At 61.6% G+C, this 15,285-nt stretch carries 11 protein-coding genes; 5 read left to right on the top strand and 6 right to left on the bottom strand.

What is annotated here, in order from left to right:
• Positions 1 to 17: 17 nt before the first annotated feature.
• Together dnaE and B7Y49_RS05810 are read left to right on the top strand one after the other, a co-directional pair.
• Positions 18 to 3,506 carry a DNA polymerase III subunit alpha gene (dnaE, locus tag B7Y49_RS05805; RefSeq protein WP_374126630.1) on the top strand — a complete coding sequence of 1,163 codons (3,489 nt, stop codon included), beginning with the start codon at positions 18 to 20 and terminating at the stop codon, positions 3,504 to 3,506.
• A gap of 37 nt (positions 3,507 to 3,543) precedes the next feature.
• Positions 3,544 to 5,136: a long-chain fatty acid--CoA ligase gene (locus B7Y49_RS05810; protein WP_374126631.1), complete on the top strand. Its 1,593-nt coding sequence runs from the start codon at positions 3,544 to 3,546 to the stop codon at positions 5,134 to 5,136.
• A 23-nt stretch (positions 5,137 to 5,159) separates the two neighbouring features.
• Here B7Y49_RS05810 and B7Y49_RS05815 read toward each other — a convergent pair whose 3' ends face one another.
• From B7Y49_RS05815 to B7Y49_RS05825, 3 genes are all read right to left on the bottom strand, one after another.
• Complete coding sequence (locus B7Y49_RS05815) at positions 5,160 to 5,834, bottom strand: Crp/Fnr family transcriptional regulator (protein ID WP_374126632.1); 675 nt, start codon at positions 5,832 to 5,834, stop codon at positions 5,160 to 5,162.
• A gap of 111 nt (positions 5,835 to 5,945) precedes the next feature.
• Entirely contained in the window at positions 5,946 to 7,274 is a 1,329-nt protein-coding gene (locus B7Y49_RS05820) for an alginate export family protein (RefSeq protein ID WP_374126633.1), read from the bottom strand.
• 41 nt (positions 7,275 to 7,315) lie between these two features.
• Complete coding sequence (locus B7Y49_RS05825) at positions 7,316 to 8,398, bottom strand: PA0069 family radical SAM protein (protein ID WP_374126634.1); 1,083 nt, start codon at positions 8,396 to 8,398, stop codon at positions 7,316 to 7,318.
• A gap of 53 nt (positions 8,399 to 8,451) precedes the next feature.
• On the opposite strand from B7Y49_RS05825, the gene B7Y49_RS05830 reads away from it, so the two are divergent.
• Positions 8,452 to 8,811, top strand: coding sequence for a VOC family protein (locus tag B7Y49_RS05830; protein WP_374126635.1), 360 nt, complete (start codon positions 8,452 to 8,454; stop codon positions 8,809 to 8,811).
• Between the two features lie 24 nt (positions 8,812 to 8,835).
• Here the strand turns inward: B7Y49_RS05830 and moaB are convergent, their stop codons facing one another.
• From moaB to B7Y49_RS05845, 3 genes are read right to left on the bottom strand one after another with little or no spacing between them, the layout of a single operon-like run.
• Positions 8,836 to 9,363 (bottom strand): molybdenum cofactor biosynthesis protein B, encoded by a 528-nt coding sequence (gene moaB, locus B7Y49_RS05835; protein ID WP_374126636.1) that lies wholly within the window; start codon positions 9,361 to 9,363, stop codon positions 8,836 to 8,838.
• On the bottom strand, positions 9,353 to 11,056 hold the full coding sequence (locus B7Y49_RS05840; RefSeq protein ID WP_374126669.1) for a lytic transglycosylase domain-containing protein: 1,704 nt from the start codon (positions 11,054 to 11,056) through the stop codon (positions 9,353 to 9,355). Before B7Y49_RS05840 ends, moaB begins: the two co-directional genes overlap by 11 nt.
• A gap of 53 nt (positions 11,057 to 11,109) precedes the next feature.
• Positions 11,110 to 11,910, bottom strand: coding sequence for a uracil-DNA glycosylase family protein (locus tag B7Y49_RS05845; RefSeq protein WP_374126637.1), 801 nt, complete (start codon positions 11,908 to 11,910; stop codon positions 11,110 to 11,112).
• A 106-nt stretch (positions 11,911 to 12,016) separates the two neighbouring features.
• Here B7Y49_RS05845 and B7Y49_RS05850 point away from each other — a divergent pair, with 106 nt between their 5' ends.
• Both B7Y49_RS05850 and B7Y49_RS05855 read left to right on the top strand, forming a co-directional pair.
• A complete protein-coding gene (locus B7Y49_RS05850; protein WP_374126638.1) occupies positions 12,017 to 13,672 on the top strand; it encodes an electron transfer flavoprotein-ubiquinone oxidoreductase in 1,656 nt (551 codons plus the stop codon).
• 31 nt (positions 13,673 to 13,703) lie between these two features.
• Positions 13,704 to 15,284, top strand: coding sequence for a tetratricopeptide repeat protein (locus B7Y49_RS05855; protein ID WP_374126639.1), 1,581 nt, complete (start codon positions 13,704 to 13,706; stop codon positions 15,282 to 15,284).
• Position 15,285 lies beyond the last annotated feature (1 nt).

The raw sequence follows: 15,285 nt of genomic DNA on the forward strand, positions 1-15,285 counted from the left end.
CCCGCATAGTCGCCGCCATGGCGCATTCCGGTTTCGTCCCCCTCCGCATTTTTTCATCGTTCACGATGCTCGACGGGGCAATCGAGCCCAAGGCAATCGCCAAGCGCGCGCAGGAACTTGGCTTTCCCGCTGCCGCGCTGACTGACCGGAACGGGCTTTATGCGGCGATGGCGTTTGGTGAGGCCGCGTTCGCAGCGGGCGTGCAGCCGATCATTGGCGCGATGCTGGGCGTTGCCCGTCCGGACATGCCAGAGGGTGTCGCCACCCCGCTCGACTGGATCGCGCTCTATGCGCAAGATGAGACCGGGTATCAGAATCTGTGCGCTCTGGTGTCGCAGGCGCATCTGGCGCGCCCGCTGGAGCTCGCACCGCATGTAGATTTCACCACGCTTGGCGCGCACAGCAACGGCCTCATTGCGTTAACGGCGGGACGCGAAGGCGCGTTGGCGCGGTTGTTCGCCGAGGATCAGCCCGATGCAGCTTTTGCCTATGCCGATCGGCTGCAGGCGCTGTTCCCGGACCGGCTCTATATCGAGCTGACCCGTCGCCTTGACGAGATTGAGGGTCGTGCCGAGGGTGCGCTACTCGATTTGGCGTACGACCGCGATCTGCCGATCGTCGCGACCAACCCGTGCTGTTATGCCGAACAGAGTTTTGGCCCGGCCCATGATGCAATGTTGTGCATTGCCAGTTCGTCCTACATCGCCAGCGAAGATCGCCCGAAAAGCTCGCCCGATGCATGGATGAAGCCCGCCCGGGACATGCGCCAGCTGTTCGATGACCTGCCCGAGGCAATCGCCAATACGCTTGTCGTCGCGCAACGCTGCGCGATCGCGGCGCCAAAGCGCAAGCCGATCCTGCCGAGCCTGGCCGGCAACCGCAATGCCGAGGCAGAAGCGTTGCGCGCCGATGCCCGAGCCGGGCTGGAGCAGCGACTGGCGCGGATCAAGGGAAACGAAGAGAACTGGCAGCAACCCTATCGCGAACGCCTCGAATTCGAGCTCGACGTCATCATCCAGATGGGTTTTCCGGGCTATTTCCTGATCGTTGCCGATTTCATTAAATGGGCGAAGGACAATGATATTCCGGTGGGGCCGGGTCGCGGTTCGGGCGCTGGCTCGGTCGTGGCATGGGCGCTGACGATCACTGACCTTGATCCGATGAAGCTCGGCCTGCTGTTCGAGCGGTTCCTGAACCCCGAACGCGTATCAATGCCCGATTTCGACATCGATTTTTGCGAAACCCGGCGCGAGGAAGTGATCCGCTATGTTCAGGCCAAATATGGCAGCGATCATGTGGCGCAGATCATCACCTTCGGCCGGCTAAAGGCGCGCGCGGTGCTGAAGGATACCGGGCGCGTGCTTCAGATGAGCTATGGCCATATCGATCGGCTCGCTAAGCTCGTGCCAAACCACCCGACCGACCCTTGGACGCTCGACCGCGCGCTGAACGGCGTGTCCGAGTTGGCGGCAGAGTATCGCACCGATAGCGGGGTGAAGCATCTGCTCGATCTGGCGATGAAGCTCGAAGGGCTGCCGCGCCATTCGTCGACGCATGCCGCCGGGGTGGTGATCGGTGATCGGCCGCTGGCGCAGCTCGTGCCGCTGTACCGCGATCCGCGATCGGACATGCCCGTGACCCAATTCGACATGAAATATGTCGAGGCGGCGGGGTTGGTGAAGTTCGATTTTCTGGGGCTGAAAACGCTGTCCGTGCTGAAGAAAGCGCAACAGATGCTGGCAGCGCGGGGGATTGTGGTCGATCTTGATGCGCTCGAATGGGATGATGAGGGCGTCTACAAGCTGCTGCAAAAGGGCGACACCGTCGGCGTGTTCCAGCTCGAATCCGAAGGGATGCGGCGTACGCTGTCGGCGGTTCGCCCATCCAATTTCGGCGACATCATCGCGCTCGTCTCGCTCTATCGACCGGGGCCGATGGACAATATCCCGAGCTTTGGTCGTCGCAAGAACGGCACCGAGACGATCGATTACCCCCATCCGCTGCTCGAACAGATCCTGGCCGAAACGTACGGCATTTTCGTTTACCAGGAACAGGTGATGCAGGCGGCCCAGGTGCTGGCGGGCTATTCGCTTGGCGGCGCCGATCTGCTGCGCCGCGCGATGGGCAAGAAGAACCAGGCCGAGATGGATGCGCAGCGCGCGACCTTTGTGGACGGCTGCCTGAGCGTGAATGGCATTCCAGCGGCGAAGGCCAATGAGCTGTTCGATTTGATCGACAAGTTCGCTGGCTATGGTTTCAACAAGTCGCACGCAGCCGCTTATGCGCTCCTTGCTTATCAGACGGCCTGGCTGAAAGCGCATTATCCGGAGGATTTCTTCGCAGCGTCGATGTGTTTCGACATGACCCTGACTGACAAGCTCGGCGTGTTTACCGATGATATGCGGCGCATGGGCGTGGCGATCCTGCCGCCGTGCATCAATGCGAGCGATGCCGAGTTTACCGTTGAAGCGACCGCTGACGGACTCGCGGTGCGTTATGCGCTGGCTGCGCTTAAATCGGTGGGTGAGGGCGCGATGGAGCGGCTGGTTGTCGAGCGTGTCGATAATGGTGCCTTTGTTTCGCTCGACGATCTAGCCGCCCGCGTCGATCCGCGCCTGCTCAACAAGCGCCAGCTTGAAACTTTGGCGGCGGCGGGTGCGTTCGATTCGATTGATCCCAACCGTGCGGGTATTTTTGCGGCTGCTGAAACGATCCTGGCGGTTGCCGCCCGGCTACATGATCAGCGTACCAGCGGGCAGGGGGGCCTGTTCGGCGAAAGTGAACCTTCGTCGGGAGCATCGATCAAGCTCCCGCTGTCCGCGCGTTGGACGCTGGCGCAGCGCATGGACCAGGAAAAAGAAGCTTACGGCTTCTATTTTTCGGCACACCCAGTCGATCGTCACCGACATTTGGCGAAAATGCACGGCGCGCGCAGCTATGTGGGGCTGGGCGAACTCAACATCCCCGATGATGGGACCCGCGCCGGGGCGACGATGGCGGTGCTCGTGGAGGATGCGAAATGGCGCACCTCGGCCAAGGGGCGGCGGTACTTGATGGCCACGCTGTCGGATGCCTCGGGCCAGTTTGTCGCGACGTGCTTCGATGATGCCGTGGCCGCCGAGCTGGAGGATGCCGCGCGTAGCGGCGGCTGCGGCATCGTCACGGTCGAGCTTGACCGGCGACCTGGCGAAGAAACGCCGCGCGTTACCGTGAAGCGGCTGCAGTTGTTTGAGGATCTGGCGAATAGCGCCCGCATGGTGATGGAGATCATCGTGCACGATGCTCGAGCCGTCGGCGAGCTCAGCGCGCTGATCGCTGAGGCGCGCGGTGCCAGGGGGGAAGTCTATGTGCGTGCCGCATTGCCGAGTGGGGGCGAGGCGCTGATGTTACTCGGCCGCGATTTTCTGCTCGATGGGGAACTTGCGAGCCGGATCGAGTCGATGCAGGGTGTAAGTGAGGTTGCGCTGCGGACCGCCGAGACGAAGCGGCTGGCGCTGGTGGGATAATGCCGGTCGCGATGGCGCCGGACAGGAGAGGACGGCGATGATCGGGGGAATGCAGGATTTCGAATTGCGGGTGCCGCGGCTGATTGATCACGCAGCGCGCGAACATGGCGCACGCGAGATTGTGACCTATTGGGCCGACGGCCATGAAACCCGAACAACCTGGGCGGGCATCGCGCGCGACGCCAAGCGGTTGGCGCAAGCGCTAGTTGCAATGGGCATGAACCCCGGTGATCGGATCGCGACCCTCGGCATGAACCACAGCCGCCATCTTGCCGCCTGGTACGGTGCGATCGGGATGGGCGGGGTGATCCACACGATCAATCCACGCCTATTCGACGAACAGCTTGTCTACATCGCCAACCATGCCGAAGACCGGGTGCTGCTGTACGACAAGGCATTTCAGCCGATCGTCGATCGCCTGAAGACGCAGTGGACGAGTATCGAACGGTATATCTGCTTCGATGGTGAAGGGGCGGACAGTTTTGAAGGCGTGCTTGCGCTGCATGATGGCGACTATACTTGGCATGAAGGGCCGGAACGCGAACCCTGCATGCTGTGCTACACCAGCGGTACGACCGGTAATCCCAAAGGCGTGCTGTACGAACACCGATCGACGATGATCCACGCTCTGGCCGGTGTTGCGCCGTGGCTGCTCAACATTTCACGCCAGGCAGTAATCCTGCCGGTGGTGCCGATGTTCCACGCGGCGGCCTGGGGCTTGCCCTTTGCGGGCGCGCTGGCGGGGGCAAAGTTCGTCTATGCCTGTGTCAACGATCCGGCGGTGCTGTGCCGGTTGATGAACCAGGAGCGCGTGACGCATTCGGCGGGCGTGCCGACAGTATGGCTGTCGATGTTCCAGCACATGGATGCCACCGGAGAAGTGCCGCAATATCTGCAACAAGTGACGATCGGTGGATCGGCGGCACCCCGCGCGATGATTGAGCGGATCATGGGCATGGGCGCGCGCGTCGCGCATTTGTGGGGCATGACCGAAACCTCGCCGATCGGCACCGCAGGCGCGCCGCCCCCACATTGGGACGAGATGAGCCTGGGCGAACAGATCGATATGGTGTCCAAGCAAGGCAGCATTCCGTTCGGGGTTGAGCTGCGCGTGGTCGATGACGAAGACGTTGAACAACCGCGTGACGGCGCAAGCTCGGGTCGTCTCCAGATCCGCGGTCCCTGGGTGATCAAGCGTTATTTCAAGGCAGAGGCCGATTGCGTCGATGCCGATAGCTGGTTTGATACGGGGGATGTCGCGGTGCTCCATCCTGACGGGACCATGCAGATCACCGATCGCGCGAAGGACGTGATCAAATCGGGGGGAGAGTGGATCAGCTCGGTTGATCTCGAAAATGCTGCGGTTGGTTGCCCCGGCGTGGCGGAAGCGGCCGCGATCGGCATTTATCATCCCAAATGGGATGAGCGACCGCTATTGCTGGTGGTGCGTAAGGCGGGCAGCGATGTCAGCGCGGCGGAGATCACGGCCCACCTCGCCAATCACGTCGCCAAATGGTGGTTGCCCGATGAGATTCTGTTCGTCGAAAGCCTGCCGCATACCGCAACCGGCAAGCTGCTCAAGACGGCGTTACGCGCGCAGTATAAGGAACATCAACTGGCAACGGCCTGATGTTTTCGGGCTATGGCGAGAAATTACTCCGGGGGACGATTGCTCGCCATTGCCTGATTGCTCGCCAAAAGCTTGGCTCTTAGCGCGATACGAAAGCTGCGCTCAAGCGCCGATCCGATATCGGGATGGGCGGCGATATAGTCGCGCAGCGTCGCTGATTTGATGCACCACAGCCGCGATGGGGCCTGTAATACGACTGTGGCCGTGGCGGGCATGCCCGTTAACGCCGTTGCTTCCCCGATCAAGTCGCCCGGTACGCAATTGCCGACCTGATGATCGTCAAGCAACACACGGGCGCCGCCCGATGCCAGGAAAACGAGTGATTCGATTGGCTTACCCTGTCGGGTAAGCGTTTCCCCTTCGGCCCCGTTCACCCACCACCCTTGCGTCATCAAGTGGCGAGCAGCGCTCGCGGGCAGGGCATCGAAAATCGCGGCGCGCAGTTCGGTCTCTTCAGGCGTGAACCGCACCGATGCGTCGCGGACAAAGGGTTGCCAGAGTAGCAATAGGCATACGATCAGGATGATCGAAGTCCACACAAGGGTGATGATATCAATCGGCCCGATGATCGCCCGAAAGCCGAACAGGGTAGCGCTGGCGGCAATCAGCGATCGCCTGATCTGCGGTTTCTGGGCCAATGCCGCACCAAGGATGCAGGCAAAAGCAAGGTTCAACAGCAGCGCCGTCGTCGAAATCATCGATGCCCCCCAAGCCGATCGCAGCAAGCCTAGCTTGCATGCTTACGACAGCCCCGTCGCCAGTGTGACTCATGCCGAAGTATTAGGAAAGCCCGCCGTCCAAGACCCAACTCAAAGCAGGACCGTCAAGTTGAGCGACAGATAGCGCGTGTCGGCAGTGCTGGAACGGTTCGGCGCCGTTTGCAGGAACCGGCCCTTTGGGATCCAAACGACATCCCCCTCAAACTGCAGCTTTCCCGGCACCAGCCAATAGCGTACCCGGCTGTCGATTTCCCAACCGGCATCGCGGCCTGATCGACCGGTCGGATCGACGACGCCGGTCGTGCTGAACGCGTCGGTCGCTGATGCGAGCCACATTTTACGCACCGACAGAAATCCATCGGTGCGGCTGCTCGGCTTGACCTCTATTCGCCCGCCAAGCGCGATCATGTTGCTGCGACCAATGGCACTCAACAGCCCGGCGGGCGAGAAGTCGCGGCGGCGCATCCCGAACAGCGTATCGAACCGGCCAAAACTTTGGTTGCGATCATCGCCGCTCGCATAATCAAATTCAGCCGATAGATGCGGCTTCCATCCGCTCGCCACGCTGAACCCTGCCTCGGCATGCGTGAACCACGCGCTGACCGGCACGATGGCTGCGGTCGCGCCCAGGCCAGTGCGTGTGCTGCCGGTCTGCCAGATCGCTTCGACGTCAAGGTCCCAGCGCGCTGGCTTTGGCGCGATCGTCAATCGCGCGCCGAGGTTGGTCAATTGTCGGTCGCGGGTGGCGCGATCGGGCCGGTCGCGTTCCTCGAAACGCAACATTGTCGCCTCGACGTCGATGGGGCCGATTGCGCGTGCCTGACCAATCTGCCCGCCCCAAAGCCGGGAGTCGAACCCCTCCCTATCCAGCCGGATCGCTCCTTGGCGCAAGCCATCTGCATCATCGGGCAAACGCTGCTGCGGCAGCACGTAGAGCAACGTGCCTGATAGCCGTGAAGGCCCCTTCAAATCGACTTTCAGGCCCGTGAAGCCAGATGTGGTATTGCGATAATCGTCATTGGCGATCAATCGCGCAGAACCGAGCTCAAAAACCATCCGGCCGATTGTCGCACGACCGCTGATTCCGCCTTTGCTGCCAAAATCGATCGCGGCATTGGCCTGCATTGGCTCCAGCCCATTGACTTCGTTGTTTGATACAGCACTCGGCCGACCGGCATCGAACACTCTGCTATCCCACACATCAAACGTAAGCGAGACCGGACCGGAGCGATACCGCGTCCGAATGATCGTCCGCAGGTTGATCAAGTCTTCGTTGGGGGGCAGGCCCGCGCGAGCCTGGCCAGCAATGGTTTCGTATCGCAGCCGCACGGCGGCAGACACATCGAGTCCCGGCTTCTCCTCGGCCAGGGCCGGTGTCGCCAGACAACAGGCGATTATGGCCGCGCTAATCCGCATCATTTTAGTAGGATATTGACTTGCCCTCCTGATTCATAGGGGTTTCACGCGCCGTTGAACAATTCGCCTTGGGGCCCGGCAGGTGGCCTGAACAGATCGCTTCGCAGTTCCATCCGGCTCAGGTTCAGGCCCAACCGCCGGCACGCGATTAAGAACCGCGTGCGGAACAAGTCGCCCCATGGCCCTTGGCCACGCATTCGGGAGCCGAAGCCCGGATCATTGTCACGCCCCCCGCGCAATTGCTGAACAATCGCCATAACTTTGGCTGCCCGATCCGGGAAATGCGTATCAAGCCAGGCCCGAAACAGGGGCGCGACTTCCCACGGCAGGCGAACGGGAATGAACGAAGCCGTATCCGCTCCTGCCGTTGCCGCGGCCTCGAGGATGGTCTCCATTTCGTGATCGGTAATCCCCGGGATGACTGGGGAAATCGATACATGTACCGGGATCCCCGCGGCCGATAGCGCGCGGATAGCCGCGAGCCGCTTTGCCGGGCTCGGCGCGCGCGGCTCCATCGTCATCGCCGTCCTTGGATCAAGCGTGGTGATTGAGATCATGACCGATGCAAGCTGCCTTGCCGCCATCGGCGCCAGCAGGTCGATATCACGAACGACCCGGTCTGATTTTGTCGTGATCGTCACCGGATGGTTGCAGGCCGAAAGCAGTTCGAGGCACGCCCGCATGATCCGCCAGTCACGCTCGATCGGCTGATACGCATCAGTATTAGTCCCAAAGGCGATGGGGGCCGGCACATACCCACGCTTAGCGAGCTCGTCACGCAACAGCGTTGGGGCGTCGGGCTTTGCAAAAAGCCGGGTTTCGAAATCGAGCCCTGGGGACAGATCAAGGAACGCGTGGGTCGGGCGGGCAAAGCAATAAATGCAGCCATGCTCGCAGCCACGATAAGGATTGATCGACCGGTCGAACGGCACGTCGGGCGAGGTGTTGCGGGTGATGATGGTGCGGGGCGTTTCGATGGTGACAATGGTCTGTAGCGGCGGCGGCGCGCCATCGATGGCAACGCGCACGTCGAGCCAGTCGCCGTCCATCTCGGTAAGTGGCAGCTTGAAGCGGTTGCTTGCTGCGTTGATGGTGGCGCCGCGCGCGGGACGGGAACGATCAGCCATTGCGGATCGCTAGCATATCGACTAGAACACAACAAGAACAACAGGAGCCGATGATGAAAGCCAGGTTCAGTTATCTGGAATTGCCCGTAGGTGATGTGGCTGCGAGCAAAGCCTTTTATGCGGCGGCGTTTGGTTGGATTTTCACCGATTTCGGGCCGGATTATGCCGCAACGACGACCGGCGATACTGATCTCGGCCTGGACGGCGATGTCGCCCAATCGACGGCGCAGTTGCTGCCCGTGATTGAGGTCGACGATCTGGAAGCGGCCTTGGCGGCGGTGATCGCAGCCGGCGGTGTCGTCACCATGCCGATTTTTGCTTTTCCGGGGGGCAGGCGATTTCATTTTCGTGATCTCGCGGGCCATGAACTGGCAGCGATGACACCGGATGCGGCCGTATCGTCCGAGGCATGATGTGACCGGGTGACTGGTCCGCCTTCAGCGTTCCATCAAGCGCGGCATCAGTTCGACGAAATTACAGGGCCGGTGGCGGCTATCGAGCTGGGTAGCGAGGATGCCGTCCCAGCCATCCTTCACCGCGCCTGTCGATCCTGGCAGCGCAAAAATATAGGTGCCGCGCGCAACGGCAGCGCAGGCGCGTGACTGGATGGTCGATGTCCCGATTGTCTGGAAACTGAGCCAACGGAACAACTCACCAAAGCCCGGAATCGTTTTGTCCTGAACCTGTTCGAGCGCTTCTGGTGTTACGTCGCGCCCGGTAACGCCAGTGCCGCCGGTGCTAATGATGCAATCCACCATCGGATCATCGATCCATTGATGCAGCGTAGCAACGATCGTCGGCACATCATCCCGCACGATTGCTCGTGCCGCGAGCACATGACCGGCCGCGCTCAATCGCGAGACGAGGGTGTCGCCAGACCGGTCATCGGCTAGTCCCCTGGTATCGGAAACGGTAAGAACGGCGATGCGGACGGGCAGGAAGGTCGCGCTTTCGTCAATTGGCACTGGCGGTCATTCGCGGTTTGCTGGTGTTGGTGATCCGGACGGCGGTTGCCCCGGGAAGCCCCGGAAAGCGTGGCCACAGACCTTGCGACAAGGCGGCGCGGCTCGGCGAAACCGTCTTGCCACCCTGGCGTTCGTACACCCAATAGTTGCGCAACACCGTCACGACATAGCCGCGGGTTTCCCAGTACGGGATCGATTCGATGTACAGCAGCGGATCGCCGCCGTCCTTCACCAGCGCGTTCCACGCCTCAACCGGGGTAGCGCCAGCATTATACGCCGCGATCACTTTTGGGAGCAGACCGCCGGTTGCTGGCTGATCACGCAGCCATTCAAGATAGCTCTGGCCGATTTCAAAATTGGTCGACGGACGGGTAAGCGCTGCCCGATCCGCCCGCATGCCGCGCGTGCGACCCATATCGCTGGCCGCGCCCGGGCGCACCTGCATCAGGCCATAGGCGCCCGCTGCGCTCACCACATTGGTGCGGAACTTCGATTCCTGCAGCGTGTGAGCGTAAACCAGCGCCTTATCGACGCGCCAGCCGCCATCGGGGGTCCAGTTGGGCGCGGGGTAGCGCGCGGCAACGCTTGGCGATGCTCCGGCGGGTGTATTGTGAGATAGCCAGATCTGCGTCGCCGGCAGGTTCAGCGATCCCGCCAGCCGCAAAAGGGCGGCATAGTCGGCTGAGTCGCCGATCCGCGCCTGGCGCTTGAGCACTTCATCGGCCAGATCGTGCTCGCCGATTTCGACAAGTGCAGCAGCGACGCGGATGTTCGGTCGCCGGTTCAGCGCTGCCCAATCGGCGGTGACTCGCGTGTCGTCAGCGCGATCAACCGGCGATTTAATCCCGAGTGTTTGACGCGCGAGTAGCCCATAAAAGGTCTCGTCATATTGCGCTGCGCCCTTCAGCCGAGCTTCAATCTTTTCGGGACGGCCGCAGGCCATATCGGCGCGCGATGCCCAGTAGAGTCCGGCCGCGCGCAGTTCGATATCGGTCGATCGGCTGGCGACACCAGCAAAGGCATCGCTCGCCCCGGCGCAATCCTGCTGCCGCCACGACGCCAGGCCCGCTACCCAATCGCCCTGGATCGCCCAGTCGCCAGAGCCCTGCCGAGCCTTGGCCGCCATAAGGCGGGCGTTTGCGTCATCGCCGGAGACGAAATAAATCCAGGCGACCTTTTGCTGCCATTCGGTCAGCGCATCGGGCGATAATCCGGACGTGCTTTCCAGCAGCAACTGCGCGTCGGCCCCGCGATCTTCCTTGATCAGGGGCTGCATTCGGATCGCGAGATCAGCGGCGACTTGATCGCTTTTCAGGCTCTTGGCGCGCGCGCGAACAGGCGCACCCCCAATCCAGCTGAGCGCCTGGGTATAAGGCAGGGTCGGTAACTCATTGGCACCGCGAGCCTTCGCCATGCGGGCGATCTGTTCAGCCTCTGGCAGCTCGGGCGCCTCCGCGAGCAATTTCGTCAATTCCTCGGCGGTCGCCTTGGGCGATCCGGGGGCCACGAGCAATTCGGCCATAGCGATTGCATGCAGGGGGCCGGGCTTCATCGTCGTCAACTGGAGGCGTGCGTCGACCCATTTCTTGTCACGAATGGCGGAGAACACCGTCCGATAACCGGCGCGTTGTTCAGCATCGAGCTGCGCGGGAACAGTCTCGGGCTGCGCAGCTACCGGAATCTCCCCGGCCATCGCTGGTGTTGTCGAGATCAGGCCGAGCGCCGTGGCGAGGAGCAACAGTTTTTTCACGCATCAATTCCCTGGGCGAGCAGCAACAAGTCTTTCCACGCCTCCGCTTTGGCGGCAGGACGCTCGAGCAGGAAGCGCGGGTGAAAGCTCGCAACTGCCTCGATCGGCGTTACTTGTTTTCTCTCTTTTCGGTTAACTGGCCGTAAAGCGCCGCGCATTTCGGCAATATCCGCCCCAAGCAGCGCACGGCTGACCGCATTGCCGAACAATAGAACCCGTGTCGGGCCGGCCAGCGACACCTGATGCCGAAGCGCTGCCGAAAGCGCGGGCAAAACATCAGGAGCAATGCTGCCCGTGCTTGGCCGTACCACGCACATCGGCACCAGATAGACGGAAGCCCGGTCTCGGCCGATCGCTGACAGCATCCGATCGAACAGAATACCAACAGCGCCGCTCAGCAGTGTACCAGTCGCCATGTCATCGCGTTCCGGCATTTCGAGCACAACCATGAGCGGTGATTGAGGCGAACCGGTCGCGCCGATACGCGTGCTGCCCCAGGCCGAATCGGGTGCAGCATCGCTCAATCGCCAAGCTTCGAATGCGGCGATTTCGCTCGGCATTGCGACATTGACGCGGATTGGCGCAGCGGATGCGGGTGCGGTGCTGGCTGCAACCGACACAGGGGTCGGCTTGGCCGCCGGCGCGTCGGAAAAGGCTGGCGCTTCCGCTACGGGTTTCAGCCAGTTACGCGGTTCTTCGGCGATGGCCACATCCATCCCGGCCTCGCGCCACCAATCGATCGTGCTGGCGATACTGGCTGCCCAGTCGAATTTCTGATCTGCCCCCATGACGATCATCTAAAGTCCCGGTTGACGTGATGGTCAATTCACGGGCACGCGTGATTGGACAAGACGTTGCCGGAACGCGACGACAGCCCGGTGCCGTCTGCCAGTGGAGACGATCATGAGCGAACGCGAGTCAATGCCGTATGATGTTGTGATTGTGGGGGCCGGCCCGGCGGGCTTGGCTGCTGCGATCCGATTGAAACAGCTGGCAAGCGAACAAGGCGGTGAGATTTCGGTTTGCGTCCTTGAAAAAGGCGCCGAAGTGGGCGCGCATATTCTGTCCGGCGCGGTGATCGATCCGATCTCGCTTGACGAGCTACTGCCGGAATGGCGCACAATGGGCTGCCCGATGGCCGATACGCCAGTGACCGAAAACCATCACTGGATTCTCAGCAAAAAGGGTCACCGCGAGGTGCCGCACTGGCTGCTGCCGTCATTCCTGAACAATCACGGCACCTATACGGGCAGCCTGGGGAGCCTGTGCCGCTGGTTGGCCGAGCAGGCCGAAGGGCTGGGGGTTGAAATTTTCCCCGGTTTCGCTGCCGCGGAAGTCCTGTTCAACGATGATGGATCGGTAAAGGGCGTCGCTACCGGCGACATGGGTGTTGCGCGGGATGGCACCCACCGCGACGATTATCAGCCGGGGCTTGAGCTCCACGCCAAATATACTTTTTTTGCTGAAGGCGTGCGGGGGCACCTCTCAAAGCAGCTGATCCGCCAGTTTGATCTGGCAAAGAAGAGCCAGCCCCAGGTCTATGGCATCGGCATCAAGGAACTTTGGGATATCGCTCCCGAAAACCATGTACCGGGCCGGGTGATCCATACCCAGGGGTGGCCGCTGAATGACAAGGCGAATGGCGGCGCGTTCCTGTATCATCAGGCCAATGGTCAGGTCGCGTTGGGATTGGTGACATGGCTTAGCTATTCCAACCCGCATCTCTCGCCGTTCAACGAAATGCAGCAGTGGAAAACGCATCCATCGATCGCCGCGATTCTGAAAGGCGGCAAGCGCGTTTCTTACGGTGCGCGTGCAATCAGCGATGGCGGGCTTCAATCGATCCCGAAGCTCGTGTTTCCCGGCGGCGCGCTAATCGGTTGTTCGGCAGGTTTCCTGAACGTGCCGCGCATCAAGGGCAGCCACACGGCGATGAAATCGGGCATGATGGCGGCTGAAGCGGCCTTTGCCGCGATCGGCGAAGGACGTACCAGCGATGAGCTGGCCGCCTACCCCAAGGCCTTTAAGAATAGCTGGGTGAAGAAGGAACTGTCGATTGTCCGTAACGCGCTGCCGCTTGTCGAAAAATTCGGCATGCTGGCGGGGGCAGCGCTCGCTAATGCGACGATGTGGGCAGAAAGCCTCGGTATCAAAATGCCATTCACCCTCGGTCATCATCCCAACCATGAGGATATGTGGCGCAAGGATCTGGTACCCAAGATCGAGTACCCAAAGCCCGATGGTGTGCTGACGTTCGATCGCCTGTCCTCGGTGTTCCTGTCGAACACCAACCATGCCGAGGATCAGCCGATTCACCTGCAGTTGAAGGACCCGAGCGTTCCGATCGCGTTCAATCTGCCGATGTATGATGAGCCTGCGCAGCGTTACTGCCCGGCCGGGGTGTACGAAGTGGTTGGCGAAGAAACCGGTGATCCCAAGTTCGTGATCAACGCGCAGAATTGCGTTCACTGCAAGACTTGTGACATCAAGGACCCGACCCAGAACATCAACTGGGTGGTACCCGAAGGCGGCGGAGGGCCAACCTATCCCAATATGTAATCGCCCAATCAGTATTCGCGTTGCAGCGGTGATGTTGGCGCTGTTGGCGTCAGTGGCGCCTGTCCACGCTAAAACCAATCCCAGCGATCTCGCCGCCTATGTCCGTGCGCGGGCTGCAGATGCCGATGGTAAGGCGGCGATGGCGTCGAGCGGTTATGCCAATGCGCTGGAAGCGGCACCCGGCGATGCTGTGATCGCACTGCGCGCCTATCGCGCGGCAATCACGGCGGGCGATTTCGTGGTGCTGAACCGCGCCCGGATGGTGCTCGAGCGCGCCAACCTCGCACCGGCCGATGCCGCGCTGCTGGCGCTGGCCGAGGCGGTTCGGGATAATGACACCGCAGCTACCCAAAAGGCGATTGATCGGATCAAGACGGGGCCGCTCGATTTTCTGGCACCGGCTTTCCGCGCCTGGGCGGCCATGGCTGATCCGGCTGCGGCGCTCACCGCGCTCGATTCGGTTGGCACCAATCCGATCGAGCGGCGCTATGCGCAGGAAAGTCGCGCGCTTCTGCTGCTTGCTGCCGGTAAGGTTGATCAAGGCGCCGATTTGGTTCGGGTGATGCTGGGGGCGGACCGGGGCAGCATCGATTTGCGGATCGCGGCGGCGCAGATACTCGCCGATTCGGGGCGAAGCGATGTCAGCGATGGCTTATTTGCCGGGCCGGACAAGTCGTTGCTCGCGGTCCGCCAGTCGATCGGCAAGGGACGGCGCGCGACAACGGCGATAGGTATTTCCTATGTTCTTGGTCGCCTCTCAGCCGATTTGAATGACGGCCAGTCAGGGCGCTTGCTGATCGTTATGGTGCGGGCGGCACTCCGGCTCGATCCGCAAAATGATCGCGCGCGGCTCGTTCTGGCGGAGGCGCTGGCAGCAGACGACAATCCCACGATGGCATTGGCGGCATTGGATGAGATCCCAGCGTCGAGCCCGTTGAAGGAAATCGCCGCCCAACGGCGCATTGCGTTGCTCGAACGCGGCGGCAATGCGGCAGCTGCGCTCGCCGCCGCCGCGCGGATCGCCGAAAAGCCCGATGCAGCGGCGGTTGATATTCGTCGCTATGCCGATCTGCTGGCGTTGGGCGAGCAATATGATGCCGCGGCAACCGCCTATCGCCGATCAATTGATCGTGATCCCAAGGCGGCTGACTGGGTCGGGTATCTTCAGCTCGGCAGCGCCCTCGATCGCGCTGGGCGGTGGCAAAAGGCCCGGCCGATGCTTGAAAAGTCGGTTGCGTTGGCCCCCGATCAGCCTGTTGCACTCAATTATCTGGGGTATGGTTTGCTTGAAAATGGTGGCGATCCGGCAACCGCCCGCAAGCTGCTAGAGCGCGCAAGCAGCCTTCGCCCTCAGGATCTGTCGATTCTCGATTCGCTTGCCTGGGCCTATTTCCAGCAAGGCGATGTGGTCCGGGCGCTGCCGTTGCTTGAACTAGCCGCGAAAGGTGAACCCGCCAACAGCACGATCAGCGAGCATTTGGGCGACGCCTATTGGCATCTGGGCCGGCGGTATGAAGCGCGCTACGCTTGGCGTGCTGCATCTGTGGTGGCTGATTCGGCCGATGTCGAACGGCTGGCGGGCAAGATCGCCAACGGCCCTCAAGCCCGCTGAT

It is taken from the genome of Sphingomonas sp. 28-62-11 (assembly GCF_002278865.1).
GTDB lineage: Bacteria > Pseudomonadota > Alphaproteobacteria > Sphingomonadales > Sphingomonadaceae > Sphingomonas.

Excerpts from the sequence above, each read along its gene's own strand:
- B7Y49_RS05850 (WP_374126638.1), top strand. The coding sequence starts at position 12,017 with ATGAGCGAACGCGAGTCAATGCCGTATGATGTTGTGATTGTGGGGGCC.
- dnaE (WP_374126630.1), top strand. The coding sequence starts at position 18 with ATGGCGCATTCCGGTTTCGTCCCCCTCCGCATTTTTTCATCGTTCACG.
- B7Y49_RS05825 (WP_374126634.1), bottom strand. The coding sequence starts at position 8,398 with ATGGCTGATCGTTCCCGTCCCGCGCGCGGCGCCACCATCAACGCAGCA.
- B7Y49_RS05810 (WP_374126631.1), top strand. The coding sequence starts at position 3,544 with ATGATCGGGGGAATGCAGGATTTCGAATTGCGGGTGCCGCGGCTGATT.
- B7Y49_RS05845 (WP_374126637.1), bottom strand. The coding sequence starts at position 11,910 with ATGATCGTCATGGGGGCAGATCAGAAATTCGACTGGGCAGCCAGTATC.
- B7Y49_RS05855 (WP_374126639.1), top strand. The coding sequence starts at position 13,704 with ATGTTGGCGCTGTTGGCGTCAGTGGCGCCTGTCCACGCTAAAACCAAT.
- B7Y49_RS05840 (WP_374126669.1), bottom strand. The coding sequence starts at position 11,056 with ATGGCCGGGGAGATTCCGGTAGCTGCGCAGCCCGAGACTGTTCCCGCG.
- B7Y49_RS05815 (WP_374126632.1), bottom strand. The coding sequence starts at position 5,834 with ATGATTTCGACGACGGCGCTGCTGTTGAACCTTGCTTTTGCCTGCATC.
- B7Y49_RS05830 (WP_374126635.1), top strand. The coding sequence starts at position 8,452 with ATGAAAGCCAGGTTCAGTTATCTGGAATTGCCCGTAGGTGATGTGGCT.
- B7Y49_RS05820 (WP_374126633.1), bottom strand. The coding sequence starts at position 7,274 with ATGATGCGGATTAGCGCGGCCATAATCGCCTGTTGTCTGGCGACACCG.